Origin of the sequence: Streptomyces sp. Y2F8-2 (assembly GCF_014905555.1) — a bacterium.
In the GTDB taxonomy this organism is placed as follows: Bacteria; Actinomycetota; Actinomycetes; order Streptomycetales; family Streptomycetaceae; genus Streptomyces; species Streptomyces cynarae.
This window is the reverse complement of the sequence record NZ_BNGS01000007.1, coordinates 146,022-169,131: the sequence shown is the minus strand read 5'-3', so window position 1 is coordinate 169,131 and position 23,110 is coordinate 146,022. Positions and strand designations below refer to the sequence as shown.

The 23,110-nt window shown below is 70.8% G+C and carries 19 protein-coding genes and 1 tRNA gene; 17 read left to right on the top strand and 3 right to left on the bottom strand.

Translation table 11 applies throughout. The annotated features are described in order from the left end of the window. The first annotated feature begins 8 nt into the window (after positions 1–8). From SY2F82_RS23945 to SY2F82_RS23915, 7 genes are all read left to right on the top strand, one after another. The gene (locus tag SY2F82_RS23945) at positions 9–977 is read left to right on the top strand and encodes a carbohydrate ABC transporter permease (RefSeq protein WP_374707199.1); all 969 of its coding nucleotides are present in this window, start codon (positions 9–11) and stop codon (positions 975–977) included. Further along, positions 974–1,858, top strand: a complete 885-nt coding sequence (locus tag SY2F82_RS23940; RefSeq protein WP_200421236.1) for a carbohydrate ABC transporter permease — start codon at positions 974–976, stop codon at positions 1,856–1,858. Before SY2F82_RS23945 ends, SY2F82_RS23940 begins: the two co-directional genes overlap by 4 nt. A 1-nt stretch (position 1,859) precedes the next feature. Then, positions 1,860–2,456 carry a hypothetical protein gene (locus SY2F82_RS23935; protein WP_200421235.1) on the top strand — a complete coding sequence of 199 codons (597 nt, stop codon included), beginning with the start codon at positions 1,860–1,862 and terminating at the stop codon, positions 2,454–2,456. A 107-nt stretch (positions 2,457–2,563) separates the two neighbouring features. Continuing rightward, on the top strand, positions 2,564–5,302 hold the full coding sequence (locus tag SY2F82_RS23930; RefSeq protein ID WP_200421234.1) for a Tat pathway signal sequence domain protein: 2,739 nt from the start codon (positions 2,564–2,566) through the stop codon (positions 5,300–5,302). Positions 5,303–5,430: 128 nt separating this feature from the next. Continuing rightward, positions 5,431–5,877 (top strand): SRPBCC family protein, encoded by a 447-nt coding sequence (locus SY2F82_RS23925; RefSeq protein ID WP_200421233.1) that lies wholly within the window; start codon positions 5,431–5,433, stop codon positions 5,875–5,877. Between the two features lie 39 nt (positions 5,878–5,916). Continuing rightward, positions 5,917–5,988, top strand: a tRNA-Val gene (locus SY2F82_RS23920). Positions 5,989–6,107: 119 nt separating this feature from the next. Then, positions 6,108–7,955, top strand: coding sequence for a DUF2207 domain-containing protein (locus SY2F82_RS23915; protein ID WP_200421232.1), 1,848 nt, complete (start codon positions 6,108–6,110; stop codon positions 7,953–7,955). A 55-nt stretch (positions 7,956–8,010) separates the two neighbouring features. Here the strand turns inward: SY2F82_RS23915 and SY2F82_RS23910 are convergent, their stop codons facing one another. Then, positions 8,011–8,736 carry a 3'-5' exonuclease gene (locus SY2F82_RS23910; RefSeq protein ID WP_200421231.1) on the bottom strand — a complete coding sequence of 242 codons (726 nt, stop codon included), beginning with the start codon at positions 8,734–8,736 and terminating at the stop codon, positions 8,011–8,013. Positions 8,737–8,904: 168 nt separating this feature from the next. Here SY2F82_RS23910 and SY2F82_RS23905 point away from each other — a divergent pair, with 168 nt between their 5' ends. The 4 genes from SY2F82_RS23905 (at position 8,905) to SY2F82_RS23890 (ending at position 13,432) form a co-directional block, all read left to right on the top strand. Continuing rightward, the gene (locus SY2F82_RS23905) at positions 8,905–9,471 is read left to right on the top strand and encodes a DUF4365 domain-containing protein (RefSeq protein ID WP_200421230.1); all 567 of its coding nucleotides are present in this window, start codon (positions 8,905–8,907) and stop codon (positions 9,469–9,471) included. Next, positions 9,468–10,685, top strand: a complete 1,218-nt coding sequence (locus SY2F82_RS23900; protein ID WP_200421229.1) for a hypothetical protein — start codon at positions 9,468–9,470, stop codon at positions 10,683–10,685. Before SY2F82_RS23905 ends, SY2F82_RS23900 begins: the two co-directional genes overlap by 4 nt. A 112-nt stretch (positions 10,686–10,797) precedes the next feature. After that, the gene (thrS, locus tag SY2F82_RS23895) at positions 10,798–12,777 is read left to right on the top strand and encodes a threonine--tRNA ligase (RefSeq protein ID WP_200421228.1); all 1,980 of its coding nucleotides are present in this window, start codon (positions 10,798–10,800) and stop codon (positions 12,775–12,777) included. 88 nt (positions 12,778–12,865) lie between these two features. Continuing rightward, positions 12,866–13,432 carry an HIT domain-containing protein gene (locus SY2F82_RS23890; RefSeq protein ID WP_200421227.1) on the top strand — a complete coding sequence of 189 codons (567 nt, stop codon included), beginning with the start codon at positions 12,866–12,868 and terminating at the stop codon, positions 13,430–13,432. 156 nt (positions 13,433–13,588) lie between these two features. Here the strand turns inward: SY2F82_RS23890 and SY2F82_RS23885 are convergent, their stop codons facing one another. Beyond that, positions 13,589–15,247 (bottom strand): hypothetical protein, encoded by a 1,659-nt coding sequence (locus SY2F82_RS23885; RefSeq protein WP_200421226.1) that lies wholly within the window; start codon positions 15,245–15,247, stop codon positions 13,589–13,591. Positions 15,248–15,439: 192 nt separating this feature from the next. Then, complete coding sequence (locus tag SY2F82_RS23880) at positions 15,440–17,638, bottom strand: elongation factor G-like protein EF-G2 (RefSeq protein WP_200421225.1); 2,199 nt, start codon at positions 17,636–17,638, stop codon at positions 15,440–15,442. 307 nt (positions 17,639–17,945) lie between these two features. On the opposite strand from SY2F82_RS23880, the gene pgsA reads away from it, so the two are divergent. The 6 genes from pgsA to pdxT all read left to right on the top strand — a co-directional run bounded on the left by pgsA (position 17,946) and on the right by pdxT (position 23,086). Further along, the gene (gene pgsA, locus SY2F82_RS23875) at positions 17,946–18,632 is read left to right on the top strand and encodes a phosphatidylinositol phosphate synthase (RefSeq protein WP_200421491.1); all 687 of its coding nucleotides are present in this window, start codon (positions 17,946–17,948) and stop codon (positions 18,630–18,632) included. A gap of 37 nt (positions 18,633–18,669) precedes the next feature. Next, entirely contained in the window at positions 18,670–19,593 is a 924-nt protein-coding gene (locus SY2F82_RS23870; RefSeq protein WP_200421224.1) for a phosphatidylinositol mannoside acyltransferase, read from the top strand. Then, positions 19,590–20,750, top strand: coding sequence for a glycosyltransferase family 4 protein (locus tag SY2F82_RS23865; protein WP_200421223.1), 1,161 nt, complete (start codon positions 19,590–19,592; stop codon positions 20,748–20,750). Before SY2F82_RS23870 ends, SY2F82_RS23865 begins: the two co-directional genes overlap by 4 nt. Positions 20,751–20,828: 78 nt before the next feature. Further along, positions 20,829–21,374: a hypothetical protein gene (locus SY2F82_RS23860; RefSeq protein WP_200421222.1), complete on the top strand. Its 546-nt coding sequence runs from the start codon at positions 20,829–20,831 to the stop codon at positions 21,372–21,374. 155 nt (positions 21,375–21,529) lie between these two features. Further along, positions 21,530–22,441: a pyridoxal 5'-phosphate synthase lyase subunit PdxS gene (gene pdxS, locus SY2F82_RS23855; RefSeq protein ID WP_200421221.1), complete on the top strand. Its 912-nt coding sequence runs from the start codon at positions 21,530–21,532 to the stop codon at positions 22,439–22,441. A gap of 36 nt (positions 22,442–22,477) precedes the next feature. Further along, entirely contained in the window at positions 22,478–23,086 is a 609-nt protein-coding gene (pdxT, locus tag SY2F82_RS23850; RefSeq protein ID WP_200421220.1) for a pyridoxal 5'-phosphate synthase glutaminase subunit PdxT, read from the top strand. Positions 23,087–23,110: the final 24 nt, after the last annotated feature.

The window sequence follows — 23,110 nt, the reverse complement described above, 5'->3', positions numbered from 1 at the left end:
CGGAACTGATGGGAACCCCCGTGACGCTCGTCAAGGACTCGCCTCTCGACACCCGGAAGACCCGTTCCGCCGCTCCCGCCGCCCTCAAGCGGCGGGGCCGCCGGGAGAACCTCGCCGGCTACCTCTTCATGTCCCCGTGGATCGCCGGCTTCGTGCTCCTGACCGCGGGACCCATGGTCGCCTCGCTGTACTTCGCGTTCACCGACTACAACCTCTTCAACACACCGAAGTGGGTCGGCCTCGACAACTTCACCAGGATGTTCGACGACCCCCGGTGGCAGAAGTCGGTGGAGGTGACGGCGAAGTACGTCGTCATCGGCACGCCGCTGAAGCTGCTGCTCGCCCTCGGTGTCGCTCTGCTCCTCGCGCAGAGCCGCCGCGGACAGGCGTTCTACCGGGCCGCGTTCTACGCCCCCTCGCTCATCGGCGCCAGCGTCTCGGTCGCCTTCGTCTGGCGGTCGATCTTCTCCGACGACGCCATCGTGGACCGCACGATGTCCGTCTTCGGCATCCACGTGGGCGGCTGGGTCGGCAACCCCGACTGGATCCTGTACTGCCTGGTGGCGCTCACCGTCTGGCAGTTCGGCGCGCCCATGGTCATCTTCCTGGCCGGGCTCAAACAGGTGCCGAAGGAGCTCCACGAGGCGGCGGCGATGGACGGCGCCGGAGCCTTCCGCAGGTTCTGGAACATCACGCTGCCGATGATCTCCCCGGTGCTCTTCTTCAACGTGCTGCTGGAGACGATCCACTCGTTCCAGATCTTCGCCTCGGCCTACGTCGTCTCCAACACCTACTGCGGCCCGGCCGACGCCACGCTCGTCTACACCTGCTACCTCTACCAGCAGGGGTTCAAGAACGCCCAGATGGGCTACGCCTCCGCGATGGCCTGGATGCTGCTGCTCGCCGTGGCCCTCGTGACGGCGGTCCTCTTCTGGTCCCAGAAGAAGTGGGTGCACTACGAGGAGGACGCCCGATGAGCACCACCACGACCACCGTCCGCAGGCCGCTCGGCGGCCCCGGCCGCAGGCGCGCCGGCTCGCTCGCCTGGCACCTCGGCGCCCTGCTGGTCCTCGCCGTCGTCCTCTATCCCGTCCTGTGGGTGATCGGGGCGTCGTTCAAGCCCAGCAAGGACATCATCAACAGCCTGCAACTGTTCCCCGTCCACCCCATCCTCGACAACTTCAAGGGCCTGGCCAAAGGCATAGCCGACATCGCCATCTGGACGTTCTTCCAGAACTCCCTCCTGTACGCCGTCGGCGCCGTCGTCGGCATCCTGATCTCCTGCTCGCTGACCGCGTACGCCTTCGCACGGATCAGGTTCGCGGGCCGCAACCTGCTGTTCTCGCTCATGATCGGCACGCTTCTGCTGCCCTACCACGTGCTGCTCATCCCGCAGTACGTGATGTTCCAGAAGATGCAGCTGATCAACACCTATGTGCCGCTGCTGCTCGGCAAGTACCTGGCCACGGAGGCGTTCTTCGTCTTCCTCATGGTGCAGTTCATGCGGAGCCTGCCGAAGGAACTGGACGAGGCCGCCAGGATCGACGGCTGCGGGCACCTGAGGATCTACTGGTCGATCGTGCTGCCGCTGTGCCGTCCGGCCCTCATCACCAGCGCGATCTTCACGTTCATCAACGCCTGGAACGACTTCATGGGCCCGCTGATCTACCTCAACGACCCCGGCAAGTACACCGTGTCGCTCGGCATGATGATGTTCCGTGACTCCGACGGCGTGGCCGCCAACTACGGCGGCATGATCGCGATGTCCCTGGTCGCACTGCTGCCCGTGCTGCTCTTCTTCCTCGCCTTCCAGCGCTACCTCATCGACGGCATGGCGACCTCCGGACTGAAGGGCTGACATGGCCACCGACCACGCCCGCCCGAAGGCCCGCCGCGAGTCGCTGCTCGCCGAGGGGTTCGCCCTCTTCGCCGAGTGTCTGCTCACCGGTGTCTGGATCGCCGTGGCCTCGCTGCCGCTCGTCACCTACCCCGCCGCCTTCGCCGCCGGCGCCCGCCATCTGCGCCGGCGCACGGCCCACGAGGGCGGCGGCCGACGGGAGTTCGCCGCCGACTTCGGCGCGGCCGCACGCCGGGGCTGGATCGTCGGCATGGCCGGCTGGGCGGCGGCGGCCGCGGTCTGGGTGGACGTCCAGGCCGTGCGCGCCGGACTGCCCGGCGGGCCGCTCGTCGGCGCGGTCGGCGTCCTCGCCCTGATCGGCGCCGCCGTCGCCGGGCTGCGTGCGGCGGCGACCTGGACGCCGGGCGCCTCCTGGCGGGCCCTGCTCGCGGCGGCCGGCCGCCGCACCGTCCTCGACCCGGCCGGGTCCTTCCTCCTCGTCGGCGGAGCGGCCCTGGTGCTCTGCTCGGCCTGGTTCGTCGCGCCGCTCGCGGTTCCCGTCCTCGGGGCCGTGGCGGCGGCCGCCGTCGCCGTCGAGGAGCGACACCGGCGCCGCTGACGCCGGCCGGCACATCCCCTCGGGTCGGCGCCCCGGCGCCGCACCTCGCCCTGTCATGCCCCTGACCTCCCTGCACCACCCGCCAGGAAAGGAAGGCTGCATCTCCGATGTCTCCCATCCCCCGCAGGTCCCTCCTCAAGGCCGCCGCCGTCGCCGGAGCCGCCGCCCGGTTCAGCTGGTCGCCAGGGACCAGGGACGCGCAGGCGGCGCCCAGAGCCGAGGCGGCCGACGCCGATCCGGTGACCCTCGACTGGCTCGAGGACGGCGGTCGCGGCGCCGCGCCCGGCTCCACCGTCGGCGTGCCCTGGCCGAAGGGCGCCTACCAGGAGGACCAGACGTTCACCCTGACGGACGAGAACGGCAAGGCCGTACCCGTTCAGTCCTGGCCGCTCGCGTACTGGCCCGACGGCTCCCTCAAGTGGACGGCGCACGCGGTCAGTTCGGGCAGCGGCAAGCTGACCCTCACCGCCGGGGCCCCCGCCGCCCCCGACAAGAAGGTCACCGTCGACAAGAGCGGCGGCACCATCGACATATCGACCGGCGTCATCACCGCCAGGATCGGCAAGTCGGGCTCCACGCTGATCAAGTCGGTCACCCGCGGCTCCACCGAGATCGCGAAGAACGGCCGGCTCGTCCTCATCCGCCAGCCGGAGATCGAGGACGAGGACCAGGGCACGGTGAAGACCGAGCGCTTCGACGGCGCGATCTCCGAGGTCACCGTCGAACAGGAGGGTCCCGTCCGCGCCGTCGTCCGCATCGACGGCAAGCACCGCAAGGGCGACCGCGGTTGGCTGCCGTTCTCCATCCGGCTCTACTTCTACGCGGGCGCCGACTCCTTCCGCATGGTGCACACCATCACCTACGACGGGACCCAGGAACCCGGCAAGGCGAGCGGCGACTTCATCCGCGGGCTCGGCGTGCGCTTCACCGTGCCGATGCGGGACGCCGCCTACGACCGCCACATCCGGATCGGCGGCGAGGGCACCGGTCTGCTGCGCGAGGCCGTGCAGGGCATCACCGGGCTGCGCCGCGACCCGGGCGCGGCCGTGCAGGCGGCGCAGTACGCCGGACAGAAGCTGCCCGACCCCACGACCTGGGACCAACGGGTCACGACCCGGCTCCAGTACATCCCGCACTGGGGCGACTACACCCTCTCGCAGCTCTCCGCCGACGGCTTCACCCTGCGCAAGCGCACCAAGAAGGGCTACGGCTGGATCGGCGCGGGCGGTGGCAAGCGGGCCTCCGGATTCGGCTACGTCGGCGGACCGAGCGGCGGATTCTCCTTCGGCCTGAGGGACTTCTGGGAGAAGTTCCCCGCCCAGCTCGACATCCGCGACGCGCACACCGACGAGGCCGAGGTCACCCTCTGGCTCTGGTCGCCCGAGGCGCAGCCCATGGACCTGCGCTTCTACCACGACGGCATGGGCCAGGACACCTACGCCGAACAGCTCGAGGGCCTCAACATCACCTACGAGGACTACGAACCGGAGTTCGGCACCCCGTACGGCATCGCCCGCACGTCCGAACTCCTCTTCTGGGCCAACGCCGCCACCCCGACCCCCGACCAGCTCGCCGACCAGGTCAAGGCCGTCCGGAGGCTGCCGCAGCTCGCCGCCCCGCCAAGGCAGCTCATCAAGGCCAAGGTCTTCGGCCCGGGCCTGTACTCCGAGCCCGACCGCTCCACGCCGGCCAAGGCGAAGATCGAGGATCACCTCGACTTCCTCTTCACCTACTACAAGGACCAGGTGGAGCAGCGCCGCTGGTACGGCTTCTGGGACTACGGCGACATCATGCACACCTACGACACCGTCCGGCACGTGTGGCGGTACGACATCGGCGGCTACGCCTGGGACAACTCCGAGCTGTCGCCCGACCTGTGGCTCTGGTACGCCTACCTGCGCAGCGGCCGCGCGGACATCTTCCGCTTCGCCGAGGCGATGACCCGGCACACCGGCGAGGTCGACGTCTACCACCTCGGCAAGTGGGCCGGCCTCGGCACCCGGCACGGCGTGCAGCACTTCGCCGACAGCGCCAAACAGCAGCGCATCGCCAACACCACCTACCGGCGCTTCTACTACTTCCTCACCGCCGACGAGAGGGTCGGCGACCTCATGCGGGCCAACGTCGACTCCGACGAGACGTTCCTCGTCCTCGATCCGCAGCGCAAGGTACGCACCGACCCCTACACCCCCGACCGGCACGCCTTGTCGATCGGCTTCGGCACGGACTGGAGCGGCCTGGTGTCGGCCTGGCTGACCGAGTGGGAGCGCAAGGGCCCCAAGTGGGAGAAGGCCAAGGCACGTGTCCTCTCCACGATGGAGGGCATCGCCGCCCAGCCCAACGGCTTCGTCCAGGGCAGCGGGCTGTACGACCTCGACACCGGCAAGTTCGCCGTCGCCGACAAGCCGGTGGTGTCCGTCTCCCACCTCTCGGCCGTCTTCGGCCTCAACGAGCTGTGCGCCGAGCTCAACCACCTGGTCGACATGCCGAAGTTCAAGGAGGCGTACCTGGACTACTGCCGCTACTTCAACGCCACCAAGGCCGAGCAGAAGGCCCGTTACGGCTCCGACTTCGGCAGCCTGCTGCTCTTCCAGGGCCACTCGCGCCTCGACGCGTACGCCGCCGTCCAGACCGGCGACGCGACGCTCGCCAAGCGGGCGTGGAGCAAGTTCTACAACTCCGACGGCTACACCGAGGCCTCGCCGTGGAAGACGCAACCGCTGAGCGGGCCCGCCGCGCTCGTCGCGGGCAGTGAGGCGGCCTGGGTGTCCACCAACGACACGGCGCTCTACGGCCTCGCCGCCATCGAGAACCTGGCTCTGCTCGGGGACAAGATGCCGTCGTAGGCGGCCGGTGGGGGGAGCGCCGCCGCACGGGCGGCGGCGCTCGCACCCGTCAGTGTGGCCCCCGTCACGTCCTACGGCATGAGTACACGTACTCAGATACCGGGGACGAGCCCGGGAAGACTCTGCACATGGACCGGAGCCATTACCGCTTCCGCAGCCTGTGGGCCCTGCCCGCGCCGCCCACCGCCGTGTACGCGGTGCTGGAGCGGCCCGAGCAGTACCCGCGCTGGTGGCGCCAGGTACGCGCGGTGACCCGCCTCGACGACACGACCGGCGTCGTCCGGGTCCGCTCCCTGCTGCCGTACGACCTGACCTTCACCATGCGTGAGGTGCGGCGCGACCCGGCGGCCGGGATCCTGGAGGTCGCGCTGTCCGGTGACGTCGACGGCTGGGCACGCTGGACGGTCGCCGCGGCGGGCTCCGGCACCCTCGCCCGCTACGACCAGGCAGTTCACGTGAACAAGCCGCTGCTCAGGAGGTTCGCCGTGCCGGGGCGGCCGGTCTTCCGCGCGAACCACTGGCTGATGATGCGGTCAGGGCGGCGCGGACTCGTCGCCCACCTGGAAGCGGTTTGAAGGAACCCGTCGGGGGCCTGTATTGTTCAGTGCGTTCCCGGGCGATTAGCTCAGTGGGAGAGCGCTTCGTTCACACCGAAGAGGTCACTGGTTCGAACCCAGTATCGCCCACCGGGAGAGAGCCGGTCCGCATGACGCGGACCGGCTCTTTTGTTCGCCCGTTGGCCGGGATACGCTTCCGATCTTCGCGGGGGCCGGGGAGGAGCCCGCGGCAAGAGGGGGGCATTTCCTTGGGTGCTGCAAAGGGTGACAGAACCAAGCCGGTCGGGACACTGACGAGGGGACGCAGGCACTTCACCTGGCTCAAGGTCTTCTTCGTCGCGCTGCTGCTCGCCGGTGTCGTCGCGCTCTTCCGGACGGGCGGGAACGTGGAGCGCGTCACCACGATGTGGGTGGGTGCCGAGGTCGCGGCCGACGGCAGCATCCGCGTCACCGAGGTCATCGACTACGACTTCGGACACCCCGGCACCACCCGGCACGGCATCTACCGCGATCTGCCGGACCTGATGGACGACCAGGAGTACGCCAAGGTCGCCGCCACCCTGGACGGCCACCGGGTTCCGTGGGAGTTCGACGTCGGCGACTACTACGAGGCGCCGGACGGCCAGCGCGAGATCGCCACCCGGATCAAGGTGGGCGACCCGGGAGGCTCCGTCACCGGCGTGCACCGCTACCGCCTCCAGTACACGCTCACGGACGTCGTGAAGAAGGGCAGGATCGCCTGGGACGCCGTCGGCACCGGATGGCGGGTCGACCGCTCGAACGTGCAGATCCACGTCGTGGCCCCGTACGAACTCACCGGCACACGCTGCGTGCGGGGCACCAACGGCTCCCAGGACCCCTGCACCGCCCGCGAGGACGGGCCCGGCAGGCTCCACGTCAGCCTCGACCGGCTCAAGGGACACGAGGGCGTCACCCTCTACGCCACCGGTGGCCGGAAGCTGACCGGAGCGAGGCCTGCCCTGCCCGCGCCGCCTTCCGGGAAGGCCGTCGGCACGACCGTGGGAAGCCCGTGGCGGGTGGCCCTGCTCGCGTTCGCCCTCACGCTGGTCGGCGCCGCCGTCATGATCTGGCTGCTGCGCCTCCTCGGCCGCGACCGGATCGCTGAGGAAGCACCCGACGGCACGCCCGGCCGTACACGGCGCGTCGCCCTCGAACGGCGCGCCGCCACGCTCGCTCCGTCCTCCGTGCCCCCCAAGGGTCTGGCCCCGGCCAAGGGCGGGATCCTGCTGGCTGAACGCGTCGAGAGCCACCATCAGGTGGCCTGGCTGCTCGGCGCTGCGACCGAAGGACGCATCGCCATCGAGGGGAGCGAGGAGCATCCCACCCTCAGACGCCGTGATCCGGCCGACGCACCCTATGACCCGGTCGCCAGGGTCGTGCTCGGCAGCATCTTCTCGGGGCGCGACTCGGTCACCCTGGGTCTGCGCGACACCCGCTTCAGGTCGGCCTGGCAGAGCCTCCACCACGAGCTGACGGCCTGGCAGGAGAACAGCGACCTGTGGGACCAGACCTCCGCGCGCCTGGCCCGCGCCGGACGCCCCGTCGGCATTGCCGCCACCCTGCTCGGCTTCGTCGTCTCGGCCGTCGGCGCCCTGCTCGGCGGCGGCCGGAACGCGGCCGGTTGGCCGGTCCTCGTGGCGGGCGTGATCGCGGTGGGCGCCGGGCTGGCGTTGTGGCTGCGCTCCTGGGAGCTGTACGCCCGCACCCCCCGCGGTACCGCGCTCTGGCTCCAGGTGGAGGCCTTCCGGCGCTACCTCATGGACCCGTCCTCCCACCAGGGCGACGAGCCCCTCGACGAGGGACGACTGGAGCTGTACACCGCGTGGGCGGTGGCCCTGGACGTGGCGTACGCATGGGACAAGGCCATCGCCGGCTCGACGGTCGCTCCCCGGCGCCGATCCACGGCGACGTCGGGGTTCGTCACCGGCTACGCCCTCGGCCTGATGACCGCCTCCTCGTCCTCCAGCGCCGCCCCGCCCTCCAGCAGCAGCGGCGGCGGTGGAGGAGGCGGGGGATTCGGCGGGGGCGGGGACGTCGGCGGAGGCAGCGGAGGCGGGGGCGGAGGCTCCTGGTGACGTCGGCCGTGTGACGCCGGGCGCCTGCCCCCGGCAGGCGCCTTCCCCATGGTTCCTACGCCGCCGCCGGCAGCTCCGGCCGCAGCGGCCACTCCGTGCTGACGATCTCCTCCGAGCCGCTGCGCGCGAACCACGCCTGAAGCCCGCGCGCCTGCGCCGCATGCCAGTTGGCCTGGAGCGTGTGCAGCTCCGCGGGGGAGAGACGTTCCAGCCGGGTCGCGAAACGGCGGCCGAGGGCCCGCACGACCTCCATCGCGGCCAGCGCGTCCGCCGCCGCGTCGTGCGCCCCCTCCAGCGCCACCCCGTAGTGCGCGCACAGGTCGGTGAGCGTGCGGCGGCCCTTGCGGTAGCGGTCCAGGTGCTTGTCGAGCACCCGCGGGTCGAGCACGCGCAGCGGCGCCGACACGAACCAGCGCTCCAGCGAGGACGCCCGATGGCGCCGCAACTCCCGGTCCAGCAGCGTCAGATCGAACGGCGCGTTCATCACCACCAGCGGCCGGCCCCGCATCGCCTGCTCGCCCAGTTCCCGGGCTATCTCCTCCATCACCGGCGACGGCCAGCGGCCGTTGCGCTGCAGGTGCTCCTCCGTCAGCCCGTGCACGGCCGTCGCCTCCGCGGGCACCGGCACCCCCGGGTTCACCAGCCAGCGGCTCACCCGCGGCCGGGTCCCCGGAGCGTCCTGGACGACGACGGCGGCCGACACGATCCGGTCGGTCTCGACGTCCACGCCGGTGGTCTCCGTGTCGAACGCGGCGAGCGGGCCCTCGTACCAGAACGTCATGCCTACCCAACTCCTCGTTCACCCGTGGCAGCTGACATACCGTCTTCTGCCCGTTTGGTGATACCCGGGCTGTTTGCGCCGTACGCCGGGAGGAGACAACAGGAGTACGGGTCTTTGCAGTTCAGGGGGCTCGGGCGGGGATTCACTGCGCAGGGAAGGCTGTTGGTCATGGCGATAGCGCAGCCCGAGCGGGGCGGGCTGCTGCCCGAGCGGACGGCACCCCGTCGCGGCACACTCGCGACCACCGCCTGCATGGAGACCCTGCAGGTCGGCTATCTGCACGCGGTCGCCGCGGCGGCCGGCTGCTCGCTGTCCCAGCCCTTCCCGGACAACGGCATCGACTGGCACGTCAGCCACAGCGCGCCCGGCCACACGGTCGACGACGAGGTCACCATCAAGGTGCAGCTGAAGTGCACGTACCAGATACCGCCGAACCCCCCGGGCCGCTTCTTCTCCTTCACGCTCGACAACGAGCACCTGCGGAAGCTCGCCCGCACCCCCGTCGCCGTGCACAAGATCCTCGTCGTGATGATCGTCCCCCGGACCCAGGACCAGTGGCTGCGGGCCGGTCACGACCGCCTGGACCTGCGGCACTGCTGCTACTGGACCAACCTCGCCGGGCACCCGATCACGGGTCGGCACCGCACCACCGTGCGCGTCCCGACCTCGCGCATCTTCGACGACCGCGCCCTGTGCGAGATCATGACCCGGGTCGGAACGGGAGGCAGACCGTGACACACCGTCCCCTCGACGAGCAGTCCCGCACGGTCCGGCCGCACCCGGCCGAGCCGCTGTGGAACCGGCCGCCCGCCCCCGACCAGGTCGATCCCGCGGTGCTCGGCGCCCTGCTGCACCGCCACGGCTGGCAGCGCCGCGGCGGGGCCCCCGGGCGCTACGGCCGCTGGACCCCACCCGGCCCCGGCGGCAGTGGTACGAGCCTGCTGGTGCCGGAGAGCCGCGCCTTCCCCGACTGCGACGACCTGATCGGCGAGGCCCTCCTGGCTCTGACCCGCAGCGGCTCGCCCTCCGCCCGCGACGTGCTGGTCGGCCTGACCGTGCCCGGCGACGAGATCCACTGGTGGCGTGACGTGCCGACGGGACCCGTGGGTGCCGCTCCCTGGGACGTCGAGGACCAGCTGCGCACCGCCGCCCGGCGGATGCTGCTGGCGGCCGCCCTCGCCACCCGCGCGCGGGCCGGCTACTACGGCGCCCGGCACCGCAGGCCCGCCGCCGCGTCGCTCGAGCACGTCCTGATCGGCGCGGCCACCGGCGGCCGCGAGCTCACCGCCTTCGTCCCCGTCGCCACGGGCCGGCCGCTCGCCGTACGCCTGCACCAGGCGCTGTACGCCGCCCGCGAGGCCATCGACTACCAGCGGGCCACCGGCGGTATGGATGCCTTCGACACCGCCGTCGAGGCCGGCGTGAGCCATGAGCTGACCGAGGCGCTGGTCGCCCTCGTCCGCGGGTCCTCAGGCGCCCGGATCGCCGTCGCGTGGGCGCCTGCCGCCGGCGTCCCCGAAGGGGGTGCGACGCCCGCCGAACCGGTCGAGTTCTCCCCGGGCGACCTGCCCGCCCTGCGCGAGGCCGGAGCCCGCTACCTGCGCGAGGAGCCGTCCGTACCGGTGCGGATCACGGGCGCCGTCGTCCGCCTGCGCCGTTCGGGACCGCGCGGCGAGGGCACCGTGCGGCTGCGGGTCCTGGCCGGGGCCGAGGTGCCGCACGTACGCATGACCCTGGACGAGGAGTCGTACCGCATCGCGGGCCACGCCCACCTCGTCGGACTGCCGATCAAAGTGCACGGGCGGCTGGAGAGCCGGGGCGGCTTCCGGCGCCTCGCGGCCGCGTCCGGGGTGGCGCCGGTGCAGGTCGACGACGCGGAGCGGGACCGGCTGATGAAGTCGCTCCAGGAGAACCTGGACTTCTTCGAGGAGGCGTGCGGCGGGGACTGAGTGCCCGGGGCACCGGAACCGTTTCGCGGTGGGCGGCCGTGGGTCGGTACGATCCCAGTCATGCGCGCGCTCCAGGTATGGCGCCGCATCCACCAGCAGTCAGGAGAGTCCGGTGTCAGACGTCCGTGTGATCATCCAACGCGATTCCGAGCGGGAAGAGCGCGTGGTGACGACGGGCACTACGGCCGCCGACCTCTTCGCCGGCGACCGTTCGATCATCGCCGCGCGCGTGGGCGGTGAGCTGAAGGACCTCGCCCACGAGGTGAAGGACGGCGAGACCGTCGAGGGCGTCGAGATCTCCTCCGAGGACGGCCTGAACATCCTGCGCCACTCCACCGCGCACGTGATGGCCCAGGCCGTGCAGGAGCTCTTCCCCGAGGCCAAGCTGGGCATCGGCCCGCCCATCCGGGACGGCTTCTACTACGACTTCGACGTGGCCGAGCCGTTCACGCCGGACGATCTCAAGCGCATCGAGAAGAAGATGCAGGAGATCATCAAGCGGGGCCAGCGCTTCTCGCGCCGGGTGACCACGGACGAGGACGCCCGCGAGGAACTGGCGAACGAGCCGTACAAGCTCGAGCTCATCGGCCTCAAGGGCAACGCCGCGCAGGCCGCCGAGGGCGCCGACGCCGAGGTCGGCGGCGGCGAGCTGACGATCTACGACAACCTGGACGCCAAGACCGGCGAGCTGTGCTGGAAGGACCTCTGCCGCGGTCCCCACCTGCCCACCACCCGGATCATCCCGGCGTTCAAGCTGATGCGCTCGGCCGCCGCCTACTGGCGCGGCAGCGAGAAGAACCCGCAGCTGCAGCGCATCTACGGCACCGCCTGGCCGTCCAGGGACGAGCTCAAGGCCTACCTGGACTTCCTCGCCGAGGCCGAGAAGCGCGACCACCGCAAGCTCGGCGCCGAGCTGGACCTGTTCTCCTTCCCCGAGGAGCTGGGCCCCGGTCTGGCGGTGTTCCACCCCAAGGGCGGCGTCATCCGCAAGGAGATGGAGACGTACTCGCGGCGGCGCCACGAGGTCTCCGGCTACGAGTTCGTGAACACGCCGCACATCTCGAAGGAGCGGCTGTTCGAGATCTCCGGGCATCTGCCGCACTACTCGGACGGCATGTTCCCGGCCATCGAGTTCGACGAGCAGAACTACCGCCTCAAGGCGATGAACTGCCCGATGCACAACCTGATCTTCAAGTCGCGCGGCCGTTCCTACCGCGAACTGCCCCTGCGGCTCTTCGAGTTCGGGACCGTGTACCGGTACGAGAAGTCGGGTGTCGTGCACGGCCTGACCCGCTCGCGCGGCTTCACCCAGGACGACTCGCACATCTACTGCACCAAGGAGCAGATGCCGCAGGAGCTCGACACGCTCCTGACGTTCGTCCTGGACCTGCTGCGTGACTACGGCCTGACCGAGTTCGAGCTGGAGCTGTCCACCCGCGACGACTCCGACAAGTTCATCGGCTCGGACGAGGACTGGGAGGAGGCCACCGAGGCGCTCCGCCAGGCCGCCGAGAAGCAGGGCCTGCCCCTGGTCCCGGACCCGGGTGGCGCGGCCTACTACGGCCCGAAGATCTCGGTGCAGGCCCGGGACGCCATCGGCCGGTCCTGGCAGATGTCGACGATCCAGGTCGACTTCAACCAGCCGAAGCGGTTCGGCCTGGAGTACACGGCGGCGGACGGCTCGCGCCGGCAGCCCGTCATGATCCACCGGGCCCTCTTCGGGTCGATCGAGCGGTTCTTCGGCGTGCTCCTGGAGCACTACGCGGGCGCCTTCCCGGCCTGGCTCGCCCCGGTTCAGGCGGTCTGTATCCCGATCGGCGACGCGCACGTGCCCTACCTGGAGAAGTTCGCCGAGCGGGCGCGGGAGCACGGCCTGCGCGTCGAGGTCGACTCCTCCTCGGACCGTATGCAGAAGAAGATCCGCAACGCCCAGAAGCAGAAGGTGCCCTTCATGGTCATCGCGGGCGACGAGGACATGTCCCACGGCTCGGTGTCGTTCCGCTTCCGGGACGGCTCCCAGGAGAACGGCATCCCGTTCGACGAGGCCATCGCCAAGATCGTGAAGGTCGTCGAGGAGCGGGCGCAGGTCTGACGGCCGTCAGGGTCCCGACCCGAATGACGGGCCGCAAGGCCCCCGGGGGATCCCGGGGGCCTTTGCCCTGCTCCGGCGACGACGCCATATGCTGCACCTCATGACGAGTGAGCCGGAGCAGCAGATCGGAGTGGGGACGCAGGACGCGTTCCAGCGCCTGTGGACGCCCCACCGGATGGCCTACATCCAGGGCGAGAACAAGCCGACCGGTCCGGGGGCCGACGACGGCTGTCCGTTCTGCTCCATCCCGGCCAAGTCGGACGAGGACGGGCTGATCGTCAAGCGGGGCGAGCAGGTGTACGCGGTGCTGAACCTGTACCCGTACAACGGCGGCCATCTGATGGTCGTGCCCTACCGCCATGTCGCCGACTACACCGACCTCACGGAGCCGGAGACCGCGGAGCTCGCCGAGCTGACCAAGCAGGCGATGACCGCGCTGCGCACGGCCTCCGGGGCCCATGGGTTCAACATCGGCATGAACCAGGGCTCGGTCGCCGGCGCGGGCATCGCCGCACACCTGCACCAGCACATCGTGCCGCGCTGGGGCGGCGACACGAACTTCATGCCGGTGGTCGGCCACACGAAGGTACTGCCGCAGCTGCTGGCGGACACGCGGAAGATGCTGGCGGAGGCTTGGCCTACGGGCTCTGCGTAGCCGGGGGGCGCCTTTCAGCCCGTCTGGGGGTACCCCCTGCTCGTAGAGCTTGGGGGAGTTTGAGGACGAGGCCGTTCAGGCCGATAGGGGGGTCTGGGGGCGGCAGCCCCCAGAACGACCGCTGCACCGAGCGGCACCGGCAGAACCGCCGGAGGCCTACGCGTCGTACACGTCCGCCTTCTTCGGCGTCGGATCCTGCACCTGCGTGCTGAGAAACGCAGAGCGCGTCCCGAACGCCTCCACGTCCACCCCGTGGTCCCTCAGGACCCGGATCGCCGCCGCGTGCACCACCCGCAGCACCGGCGTGGCCGCGCGCAGGGCGTCGTCGGCCATGAAACGGTGACGCCACGGCTGGTCCGCCCAGGCATGGCGCAGACCGAACGGCTCCGGGAGGGTCAGCGAGCCGCCGAGCCAGTTCAGGAACGGCGGATACCAGGTGAGCGGGGCGCGCGCGGCGAGCCGCACCACCTCGTCGGCGTCGACCAGCGGCAGCCTCACCTTGTGGGTCTCCCAGAACTTGACGGTCTTCGCCACCTCCTTCTCCTTGGGCTCCGGCTTCGTGGTGAACAGGGAGTTGACGGGCCCCAGGGCGTGCCCGGTGACCTCGATGCGCAGGGTGTCGTGCAGCACCGTCACCGTGATGAGCATGGTGATGATCAACTGGCCGTCCCACAGCGTCCACTGGACGCCGAGGTAGTGCCGGTCGCCGCTGCCGAACTGCTGCTTGTTGCAGATGTCCTGTATCGCGTGCGTCTTGATCGTGTACGCGTCCACGTCGGTGCCGCTGGGCCGGGAGACCTCCTTCGCCTTCTCCCCGATCGGTGTGACGATCCAGTGCGTTATGGAGGGCTTCGGGAAACCTCCGGTGTTGATGGAGGTCCGCTCCAGCATCGCCAGGTCGCCCTGGATCGCGGTGATCACGTCCCAGCTGCGGAAGGGGTGGAAGTCCTTCCCGGGCTCGGCGGAGACCAGGTCCTCGGCCAGCTGCCAGCTGCCCCAGCGTGTGCCCATGCCGAGGATGCCCTTGGGACCGGCGTAGAAGACGGAGTTGGACCGCTGCTCGGCGCTCAGCCGGGTGAGCTCCTTGCGCAGCTGCTCGGCCGCGTCGCCGGGGTGCCCGGGCACCGCCTCGGGGATCTTGGCGCCCAGGCCGCCGCCCGCGAGCAGACTGTCCCAGCGCTCACGCAGGTCCTTCGCCGTGCGCTCGCAGATCTGCTTGGCCCAGAACCAGCCGACGACCGGCATGACGACCGCAGCGCGCGCGTACCACCCCCAGAAGCCGGAGAACGGCATTCGGATCAGGAAGATCACGGCGAGGGCGCCGACGGCGACCAGGAGGGTCGTGGCGAGGGCACCGGCGCTCCTGTCCGTCCGCCTGCCGAGGGTGGTGCGGATCTGGAACACCAGCAGCCACACCAGGAATCCCGGCAGGAACAGCACCCCGCACAGGACCGTCACCGCGGTCAGCCAGTTGTCGCGTTCCCGGCGGATGCGGTGGGCCGCGAGGCAGTGCTCCACGACGACCTGCGGCTCGGTGCCGAACGACTGGATGAGCGGCTTGCGCCCGGCGCCGAGCATGCGGTCGATCACCGCACGGGAGTAGGCCTCACCGAGCTTGGGACGGAATATCCTCGCCCACGGACGCGGGGGCTTGACGGTCGACTGGTGCCACTCGTTGTCGGCCTCCAGGATCTTGGTGACCTCGTCGTCCTCCCGGTACGCCGCCGAGGCCAGGGCGTAGGTCGCCGCCGTCTGGCCCGCGGAGCCCGAAAGGGGCACCTGCGCCCCGGGGCTGAAATCGAATCCGTCCGTCACTGCCGCCCCCTCGCCGCCGAACCCGCCTCTGCGGCCTTCCCGACTTCCTTGCTCCGCACACCTGTTGAACAGGTCGGCGTGCTGATCCTGTGTCGCCTTGATCAGGACATCAGCGTATCCGCAGGCACCGACATGCGGGAGCGGACGACCGGAAGAGGTCCGCTCCCGCATGAGAGGGGAACAAGGGTTCAACTACTGGGACTTCTGGGACTCTTGACGGATCTTCTCCCCGAGCTGTGGCGGCATCGGCTCGTGCCGCGCGTAGGAGCGGCTGAAACGTGCGGTGCCGTGCGAGAGGGAGCGCAGGTCGATCGCGTACCGGCCGATCTCGATCTCCGGCACCTCGGCCCGTACCAGAGTCCGGCCACCGCTGACCTGCTCGGTGCCCAGCAGCCGGCCGCGCCGCGCGGACAGGTCGCTCATCACGGCGCCCACGTACTCGTCGCCCACCAGCACCGACACCTCGGCGACCGGTTCCAGCAGATGGATCGTCGCGTCGGCCGCCGCCTCGCGCAGGGCGAGCGCGCCCGCCGTCTGGAAGGCGGCGTCCGAGGAGTCCACGGAGTGCGCCTTGCCGTCGAGCAGCGTGACCCGGATGTCGACCAGCGGGTAGCCGGCGGCCACACCCTTGGCTGCCTGCGCGCGCACCCCCTTCTCGACGGACGGGATGAACTGCCGGGGCACCGCTCCGCCGACCACCTTGTCCACGAACTCGATGCCGGAGCCGCCCGGCAGCGGTTCGACCTCGATCTCGCAGATCGCGTACTGGCCGTGCCCGCCGGACTGCTTCACGTGACGACCCCGGCCGGCGGACCTGCCCGCGAAGGTCTCCCGGAGGGACACCCTGTGCGGGACCACGTCGACCTGGACGCCGTACCGGCTGCGCAGCCGCTCCAGGGCGACGTCCGCGTGCGCCTCGCCCAGGCACCACAGCACCACCTGGTGGGTGTCCTGGTTCTGCTCCAGGCGCATGGTCGGGTCCTCGGCGACCAGTCGGGCCAGGCCCTGGCTGAGCTTGTCCTCGTCCGCCTTGCTGTGCGCCTGGATGGCGAGCGGCAGCAGCGGGTCGGGCATCTGCCAGGGCTCCATCAGCAGCGGGTCGTCCTTGGCCGAGAGGGTGTCCCCGGTCTCGGCGCGGCCGAGCTTGGCCACGCACACCAGATCGCCCGCGACGGCGTGCGTGACCGGGCGCTGCTGCTTGCCGAAGGGCATGGACAGGGCACCGATCTTCTCGTCGACGTCGTGGTCCTCGTGGCCGCGGTCGGCCAGGCCGTGTCCGGAGACGTGCACCGTCTGGTCGGGGCGCAGGGTGCCGGAGAAGACGCGGACCAGCGAGATGCGGCCGACGTAGGGGTCGGAGGAGGTCTTGACGACCTCGCCGACCAGCGGGCCCTCGGTGTCGCAGGCCTTCAGCTCGCGCGGCTTGCCGTCGACGGTGGTGACCCCCGGCATCGGGTGCTCGAACGGGGTCGGGAACCCGCCGGTGATCAGCTCCAGCAGCTCGACCGTGCCGAGGCCCTGCTTGGCGCCCTCGGCGGCGGGGGCGGCGGCCAGGACGGGGAAGAAGCTGCCGCGCGCCACGGCCCGCTCCAGGTCCTGGATCAGCGTCTTGATGTCGACCTGCTCACCGCCGAGGTAGCGGTCCATGAGAGTCTCGTCCTCGCTCTCGGCGATGATCCCCTCGATGAGCCGGTTGCGGGCCTCCTCGATCCCCGGCAGCTGGTCCTCGCCCGGCTCGGACTCCTTGCGCTCACCGGTCGAGTAGTCGAACAGTTTCTGCGTGAGCAGCCCGACCAGACCGGTCACGGGCGCGTGCCCGTCGGGTCCCTGCGGGCCGTGCAGCGGCAGGTACAGCGGCAGGACGGCGTCGGGGTCGTCCCCGCCGAACGCCTCCGCGCAACGGCGGGTCATCTCCTCGAAGTCGGCCCGGGCCGCCTCCAGGTGTGTGATCACGATGGCGCGCGGCATGCCGACGGCCGCGCACTCCTCCCACACCATGCGGGTCGAGCCGTCCACACCGTCCGAGGCCGAGACGACGAAAAGGGCCGCGTCCGCGGCGCGCAGACCGGCCCGGAGCTCCCCGACGAAGTCGGCGTATCCAGGGGTGTCCAGCAGGTTGATCTTGATCCCGTCCCATTCGACGGGAACCAGGGAGAGCTGCACCGAGCGCTGCTGCCGGTGCTCGATCTCGTCGTAGTCGGAGACGGTGCCGCCGTCCTCCACACGGCCCGCCCGGTTCAGCGCTCCCGCCGTCAGCGCGAGAGCCTCCACCAGAGTCGTCTTTCCCGATCCGCTGTGGCCGACCAGCACCACATTCCGTACGGACGCGGGCCGGTCGGCCGCCGTTGCCCTGCCGGCGGCTCCGGGGTGTACGTTCGCTTTGTCGCCCATGGCCTTGCCTCCCGTGCACGGTGAGGTCACTGTGGGCGCGGACATGCGGACCCGCGTGCGAGGCGGCTCCGGTGACGCCCGCGGTTCTTTCGAGCTTTGCACTCGCGTCACAATGCGTCCATACGAGGGACGTGATCCCGTTCGCGAGCCGTGCTCCGCCCTGCGCGATCTCACCGTGACCCGGGCGCCATCAGGCCGTGACACAGGGCCTTGGGTGCCCGGCCGTCGCGCCCACGCGCGCGTGGCTACGATTGGGCGCGCCGGTGGCCAGCAGGGGCCGCGCGGCTCACCGACCGTCGGGAAGGCCATGCTGAACAAGTACGCGCGTGCTTTCTTCACGCGTGTTCTCACACCGTTCGCCGCGTTTCTGATCCGGCGGGGCGTCAGCCCCGACACGGTCACGCTGATCGGCACCGCCGGCGTGATCGCGGGCGCACTGGTCTTCTACCCCCGGGGCGAGTTCTTCTGGGGCACGGTCGTCATCACGCTGTTCGTCTTCTCGGACCTCGTCGACGGCAACATGGCCCGCCAGCTGGGCCGTTCCAGCCGTTGGGGCGCCTTCCTGGACTCCACGCTCGACCGGGTCGCCGACGGTGCGATCTTCGGCGGCTTCGCCCTGTGGTACGCGGGCAACGGCGACGACAACGTCCTGTGCGCGGTGTCGATCTTCTGTCTGGCCAGCGGCCAGGTGGTGTCGTACACCAAGGCCCGCGGCGAGTCGATCGGGCTGCCCGTGGCGGTCAACGGCCTCGTGGAGCGCGCAGAACGCCTGGTGATCTCCCTGGTCGCCGCCGGTTTCGCGGGCCTGCACAAGTTCGGCGTGCCCGGCATCCAGTGGCTGCTGCCGATCGCGCTGTGGATCGTCGCCGTCGGCAGCCTGGTGACGCTGATCCAACGGGTCGTCACCGTGCGCCGGGAGTCCGCCGAGGCGGACGCCGCCGCGGCCGCGCAGAACGACGAGAGCACCTCGCACGGCAGCGAGGCGGCCAAGTGAGCGGCGGGGGCCGCGGGAAGAGGAGCGGGGCGGCGGCATGACCAGCCTCCAGGAACGGCTCACGGACGGGCTCTACGGCCTCGGCTGGAGCACGGTGAAGACGCTGCCCGAACCCGTCGCCACCCGGCTCGGCCGCACCATCGCCGACCTCGCCTGGAAACAGCGCGGCAAGGGTGTACGACGGCTCGAGAGCAACTACGCGCGCGTGGTGCCCGACGCGACCCCGGAGCGGCTCGCCGAGCTGACGCGGGCGGGCATGCGGTCGTACCTGCGCTACTGGATGGAGTCGTTCCGGCTGCCCGTGTGGAGCCCGGAGCGCATAAGGCGCGGCTTCGACCCCAAGGACCTGCACTTCCTCATCGACGGGCTCGCCGCCGGCAAGGGCGTCGTGCTCGCGCTGCCGCACCTGGCCAACTGGGACCTGGCAGGAGCCTGGGTCACCACCGAGCTGCGCACGCCGTTCACCACGGTCGCCGAGCGGCTCAAGCCGGAGACGCTCTACGACCGGTTCGTCGCCTACCGCGAGGGCCTGGGCATGGAGGTGCTGCCGCACAGCGGCGGCTCCGCGTTCGGCACCCTGGCCCGGCGGCTGCGCGACGGGGGACTGGTCTGCCTGGTCGCCGACCGGGACCTGTCCGCCTCCGGCGTCGAGGTCACCTTCTTCGGCGAGACGGCCCGGATGCCGGCGGGACCGGCCCTGCTCGCCCAGCAGACGGGCGCGCTGCTGCTGCCGGTGACGCTCTGGTACGACGACTCGCCCGTCATGCAGGGCCGAGTGCATCCCCCGATCGAGGTACCCCGGTCAGGTAGCCGGGCCGAGAAGACGTCTGTCATGACACAGGCGCTGGCCGACGCCTTCGCCACGGGGATCGCCGAGCATCCGGAGGACTGGCACATGCTGCAGCGGTTGTGGCTCGCCGACCTGGACCCGAGCAGGGACCCCGGGAAGGGCACGCCGTGAGGATCGGCATCGTCTGCCCGTACTCCTGGGACGTGCCGGGCGGCGTCCAGTTCCACATCCGCGATCTGGCCGAGTACTTCATCCGCCTCGGGCACGAGGTGTCCGTCCTCGCCCCCGCCGACGACGACACCCCGCTGCCGCCGTACGTCGTCTCGGCCGGGCGTGCCGTCCCGGTGCCGTACAACGGCTCGGTGGCGCGTCTGAACTTCGGCTTCCTGAGCGCCGCGCGGGTGCGGCGCTGGCTGCACGACGGCGCGTTCGACGTGATCCACATCCACGAGCCCGCCTCGCCGTCCCTGGGCCTGTTGGCCTGCTGGGCGGCACAGGGCCCGATCGTGGCGACCTTCCACACGTCGAACCCGCGCTCCCGGGCCATGATCGCCGCGTACGCGATCCTCCAGGCGGCCCTGGAGAAGATCAGCGCGCGGATCGCGGTGAGCGAGTACGCGCGGCGGACCCTCGTCGAACATCTGGGCGGCGACGCGGTGGTGATCCCGAACGGCGTGGACGTCGACTTCTTCGCGAAGGCCGAGCCCAGGCCCGAGTGGCAGGGGGACACGATCGGTTTCATCGGGCGCATCGACGAACCCCGCAAAGGCCTGCCGGTCCTCATGAAGGCCCTGCCGAAGATCCTTGCCGCCCGGCCGCAGACACGACTGCTGATCGCGGGCCGGGGTGACGAGGAGGAGGCGGTCGAGACGCTCCCCGCGAAGCTGCGCTCGCGCGTGGAGTTCCTCGGCATGATCAGCGACGAGGACAAGGCGCGCCTGCTGCGCAGCGTCGACCTGTACGTGGCGCCCAACACCGGCGGCGAGAGCTTCGGCATCATCCTCGTCGAGGCCATGTCGGCGGGCGCCCCGGTCCTCGCCTCCGACCTGGACGCCTTCGCGCAGGTCCTGGACCAGGGAGCGGCCGGCGAGCTGTTCGCCAACGAGGACGCCGACGCCCTCGCCGACGCCGCGGTACGCCTGCTGAACGACGCGGACCGCCGAGCCGAACTGCGTGCCCGGGGAAGCGCCCACGTGCGGCGCTTCGACTGGTCGACGGTCGGCGCGGACATCCTGTCGGTCTACGAGACGGTGACGGCGGGCGCGGCAGCGGTGGCGGCGGACGAGCGCACGGGGCTGCGGGCGCGGTTGGGCCTGGCACGGGACTGAGCGCCGGCCGCCGGGCCCGGTTCCGTCGGGCCTGAGGGAGCCGAGGGAGCGCAGAACGCGGGCCGATAACCTTCGCCCGTGACCGCAACCCTCATCTGGATCCTTGTCGCCCTCGTCGCGATCGGCCTCTATCTGAGCTGGACCGCGGGGCGACTCGACCGGCTGCACGCCCGGATCGACGCGGCGCGCGCCGCGCTCGACGCGCAGCTGCTGCGGCGGGCCTCGGTCGCCCAGGAACTGGCCACCTCCGGAGTGCTCGACCCGGCCGCGTCGATCGTCCTGTACGAGGCCGCACACGCGGCCCGGCAGGCCGAGGAGGAGCAGCGGGAGGTCGCCGAGAGCGAGCTGAGCCAGGCGCTGCGGGCCGTGTTCGCGGAGGCGCAGCAGGTCGAGGCGGTGCGCGAGGCGCCCGGCGGGGAGGCAGCCGCACGGGAGCTGACCGAGGCGGTGCGCCGCGTGCCGATGGCCCGCCGTTTCCACAACGACGCCGTACGCGCGGCACGGGCTCTGCGCCGGCACCGCAAGGTGCGCTGGTTCCGCCTCGCCGGGCACGCCCCCTTCCCCATGGCGTTCGAAATGGACGACGAGCCCCCGGCGGCACTGACGGACCGGTCGACGGCCTGACACCGTCGGCCTGCCATCGTCGGCCTGCCACCGTCGTTTCGCGCCACGGCGCAAAACGATCCACCGGCTCCCCATTGGCCCTTGCCGTGGCCTGCACTGGTCCCGTTTCCTCGGTCCAGCAGAAATCCCTCTTTTTCCGAGTGAGGTCGAAACCCGTGTCCAGCGAGCTCTCCACCCCCCAGACCCCCGAGACCGGCACCGCCCGCGTCAAGCGCGGCATGGCCGAGCAGCTCAAGGGCGGCGTGATCATGGACGTCGTCACGCCGGAGCAGGCGAAGATCGCCGAGGACGCGGGCGCCGTCGCCGTCATGGCTCTGGAGCGAGTCCCGGCCGACATCCGCAAGGACGGGGGCGTGGCCCGCATGTCCGACCCGGACATGATCGAGGGCATCATCGACGCCGTCTCCATCCCGGTCATGGCCAAGTCCCGCATCGGCCACTTCGTCGAGGCCCAGGTCCTGCAGTCCCTCGGCGTCGACTACATCGACGAGTCCGAGGTCCTCACCCCCGCCGACGAGGTCAACCACTCCGACAAGTGGGCCTTCACCACCCCCTTCGTCTGCGGCGCCACCAACCTCGGCGAGGCCCTGCGCCGTATCGCCGAGGGCGCCGCGATGATCCGCTCCAAGGGCGAGGCCGGCACCGGCAACGTCGTCGAGGCCGTCCGCCACCTGCGCCAGATCAAGAACGAGATCGCCAAGCTGCGCGGCTTCGACAACCACGAGCTGTACGCCGCGGCCAAGGAGCTGCGCGCCCCGTACGAGCTGGTCAAGGAGGTCGCCGAGCTGGGCAAGCTCCCGGTCGTGCTGTTCTCCGCCGGTGGCGTCGCCACCCCGGCCGACGCGGCGCTGATGCGCCAGCTCGGCGCCGAGGGCGTCTTCGTCGGCTCCGGCATCTTCAAGTCCGGCGACCCGGCCAAGCGCGCCGCCGCCATCGTGAAGGCCACCACCTTCTACGACGACCCCAAGATCATCGCGGACGCGTCCCGCAACCTCGGCGAGGCCATGGTCGGCATCAACTGCGACACCCTCCCCGAGACCGAGCGCTACGCCAACCGCGGCTGGTAAGTCACCGCAGGAACAGCACGAGGACTGCACGAACACATGACTGACGCACCCGTCATAGGCGTCCTGGCCCTCCAGGGCGACGTACGGGAGCATCTCATCGCCCTGGCCGCGGCCGACGCCGTGGCCAGGCCGGTGCGGCGCCCCGAAGAGCTCGCCGAGGTCGACGGCCTCGTCCTCCCCGGCGGCGAGTCCACCACCATCTCCAAGCTGGCCGTCCTCTTCGGAGTGATGGAACCCCTCCGCGCGCGCGTGCGCGGCGGCATGCCCGTCTACGGCACCTGTGCGGGCATGATCATGCTCGCGGACAAGATCCTCGACCCGCGCTCCGGCCAGGAGACCGTCGGCGGCATCGACATGATCGTGCGCCGGAACGCCTTCGGACGGCAGAACGAGTCCTTCGAGGCGGCCGTCGACGTCAAGGGCGTCGAGGGCGATCCTGTAGAGGGCGTCTTCATCCGCGCCCCCTGGGTCGAGTCCGTCGGCGCGGGCGCCGAGGTGCTCGCCGAGCACGAGGGCCACATCGTCGCCGTACGCCAGGGCAACGCACTCGCCACGTCGTTCCACCCGGAGCTCACCGGCGACCACCGTGTGCACGCCCTGTTCGTCGACATGGTGCGCGCCCATCGGGTACCGGAGTCCTTGTAGGATCTCTGGGGGTCCCCACAGCCG

Bases quoted from the DNA above. Each gene is read 5' to 3' on its own strand.
- SY2F82_RS23945 (WP_374707199.1), top strand. From the start codon at position 9: ATGGGAACCCCCGTGACGCTCGTCAAGGACTCGCCTCTCGACACCCGG.
- SY2F82_RS23940 (WP_200421236.1), top strand. From the start codon at position 974: ATGAGCACCACCACGACCACCGTCCGCAGGCCGCTCGGCGGCCCCGGC.
- SY2F82_RS23935 (WP_200421235.1), top strand. From the start codon at position 1,860: ATGGCCACCGACCACGCCCGCCCGAAGGCCCGCCGCGAGTCGCTGCTC.
- SY2F82_RS23930 (WP_200421234.1), top strand. From the start codon at position 2,564: ATGTCTCCCATCCCCCGCAGGTCCCTCCTCAAGGCCGCCGCCGTCGCC.
- SY2F82_RS23925 (WP_200421233.1), top strand. From the start codon at position 5,431: ATGGACCGGAGCCATTACCGCTTCCGCAGCCTGTGGGCCCTGCCCGCG.
- SY2F82_RS23910 (WP_200421231.1), bottom strand. From the start codon at position 8,736: ATGACGTTCTGGTACGAGGGCCCGCTCGCCGCGTTCGACACGGAGACC.
- SY2F82_RS23905 (WP_200421230.1), top strand. From the start codon at position 8,905: ATGGCGATAGCGCAGCCCGAGCGGGGCGGGCTGCTGCCCGAGCGGACG.
- SY2F82_RS23890 (WP_200421227.1), top strand. From the start codon at position 12,866: ATGCTGCACCTCATGACGAGTGAGCCGGAGCAGCAGATCGGAGTGGGG.
- SY2F82_RS23880 (WP_200421225.1), bottom strand. From the start codon at position 17,638: ATGGGCGACAAAGCGAACGTACACCCCGGAGCCGCCGGCAGGGCAACG.
- pgsA (WP_200421491.1), top strand. From the start codon at position 17,946: ATGCTGAACAAGTACGCGCGTGCTTTCTTCACGCGTGTTCTCACACCG.
- SY2F82_RS23870 (WP_200421224.1), top strand. From the start codon at position 18,670: ATGACCAGCCTCCAGGAACGGCTCACGGACGGGCTCTACGGCCTCGGC.
- pdxT (WP_200421220.1), top strand. From the start codon at position 22,478: ATGACTGACGCACCCGTCATAGGCGTCCTGGCCCTCCAGGGCGACGTA.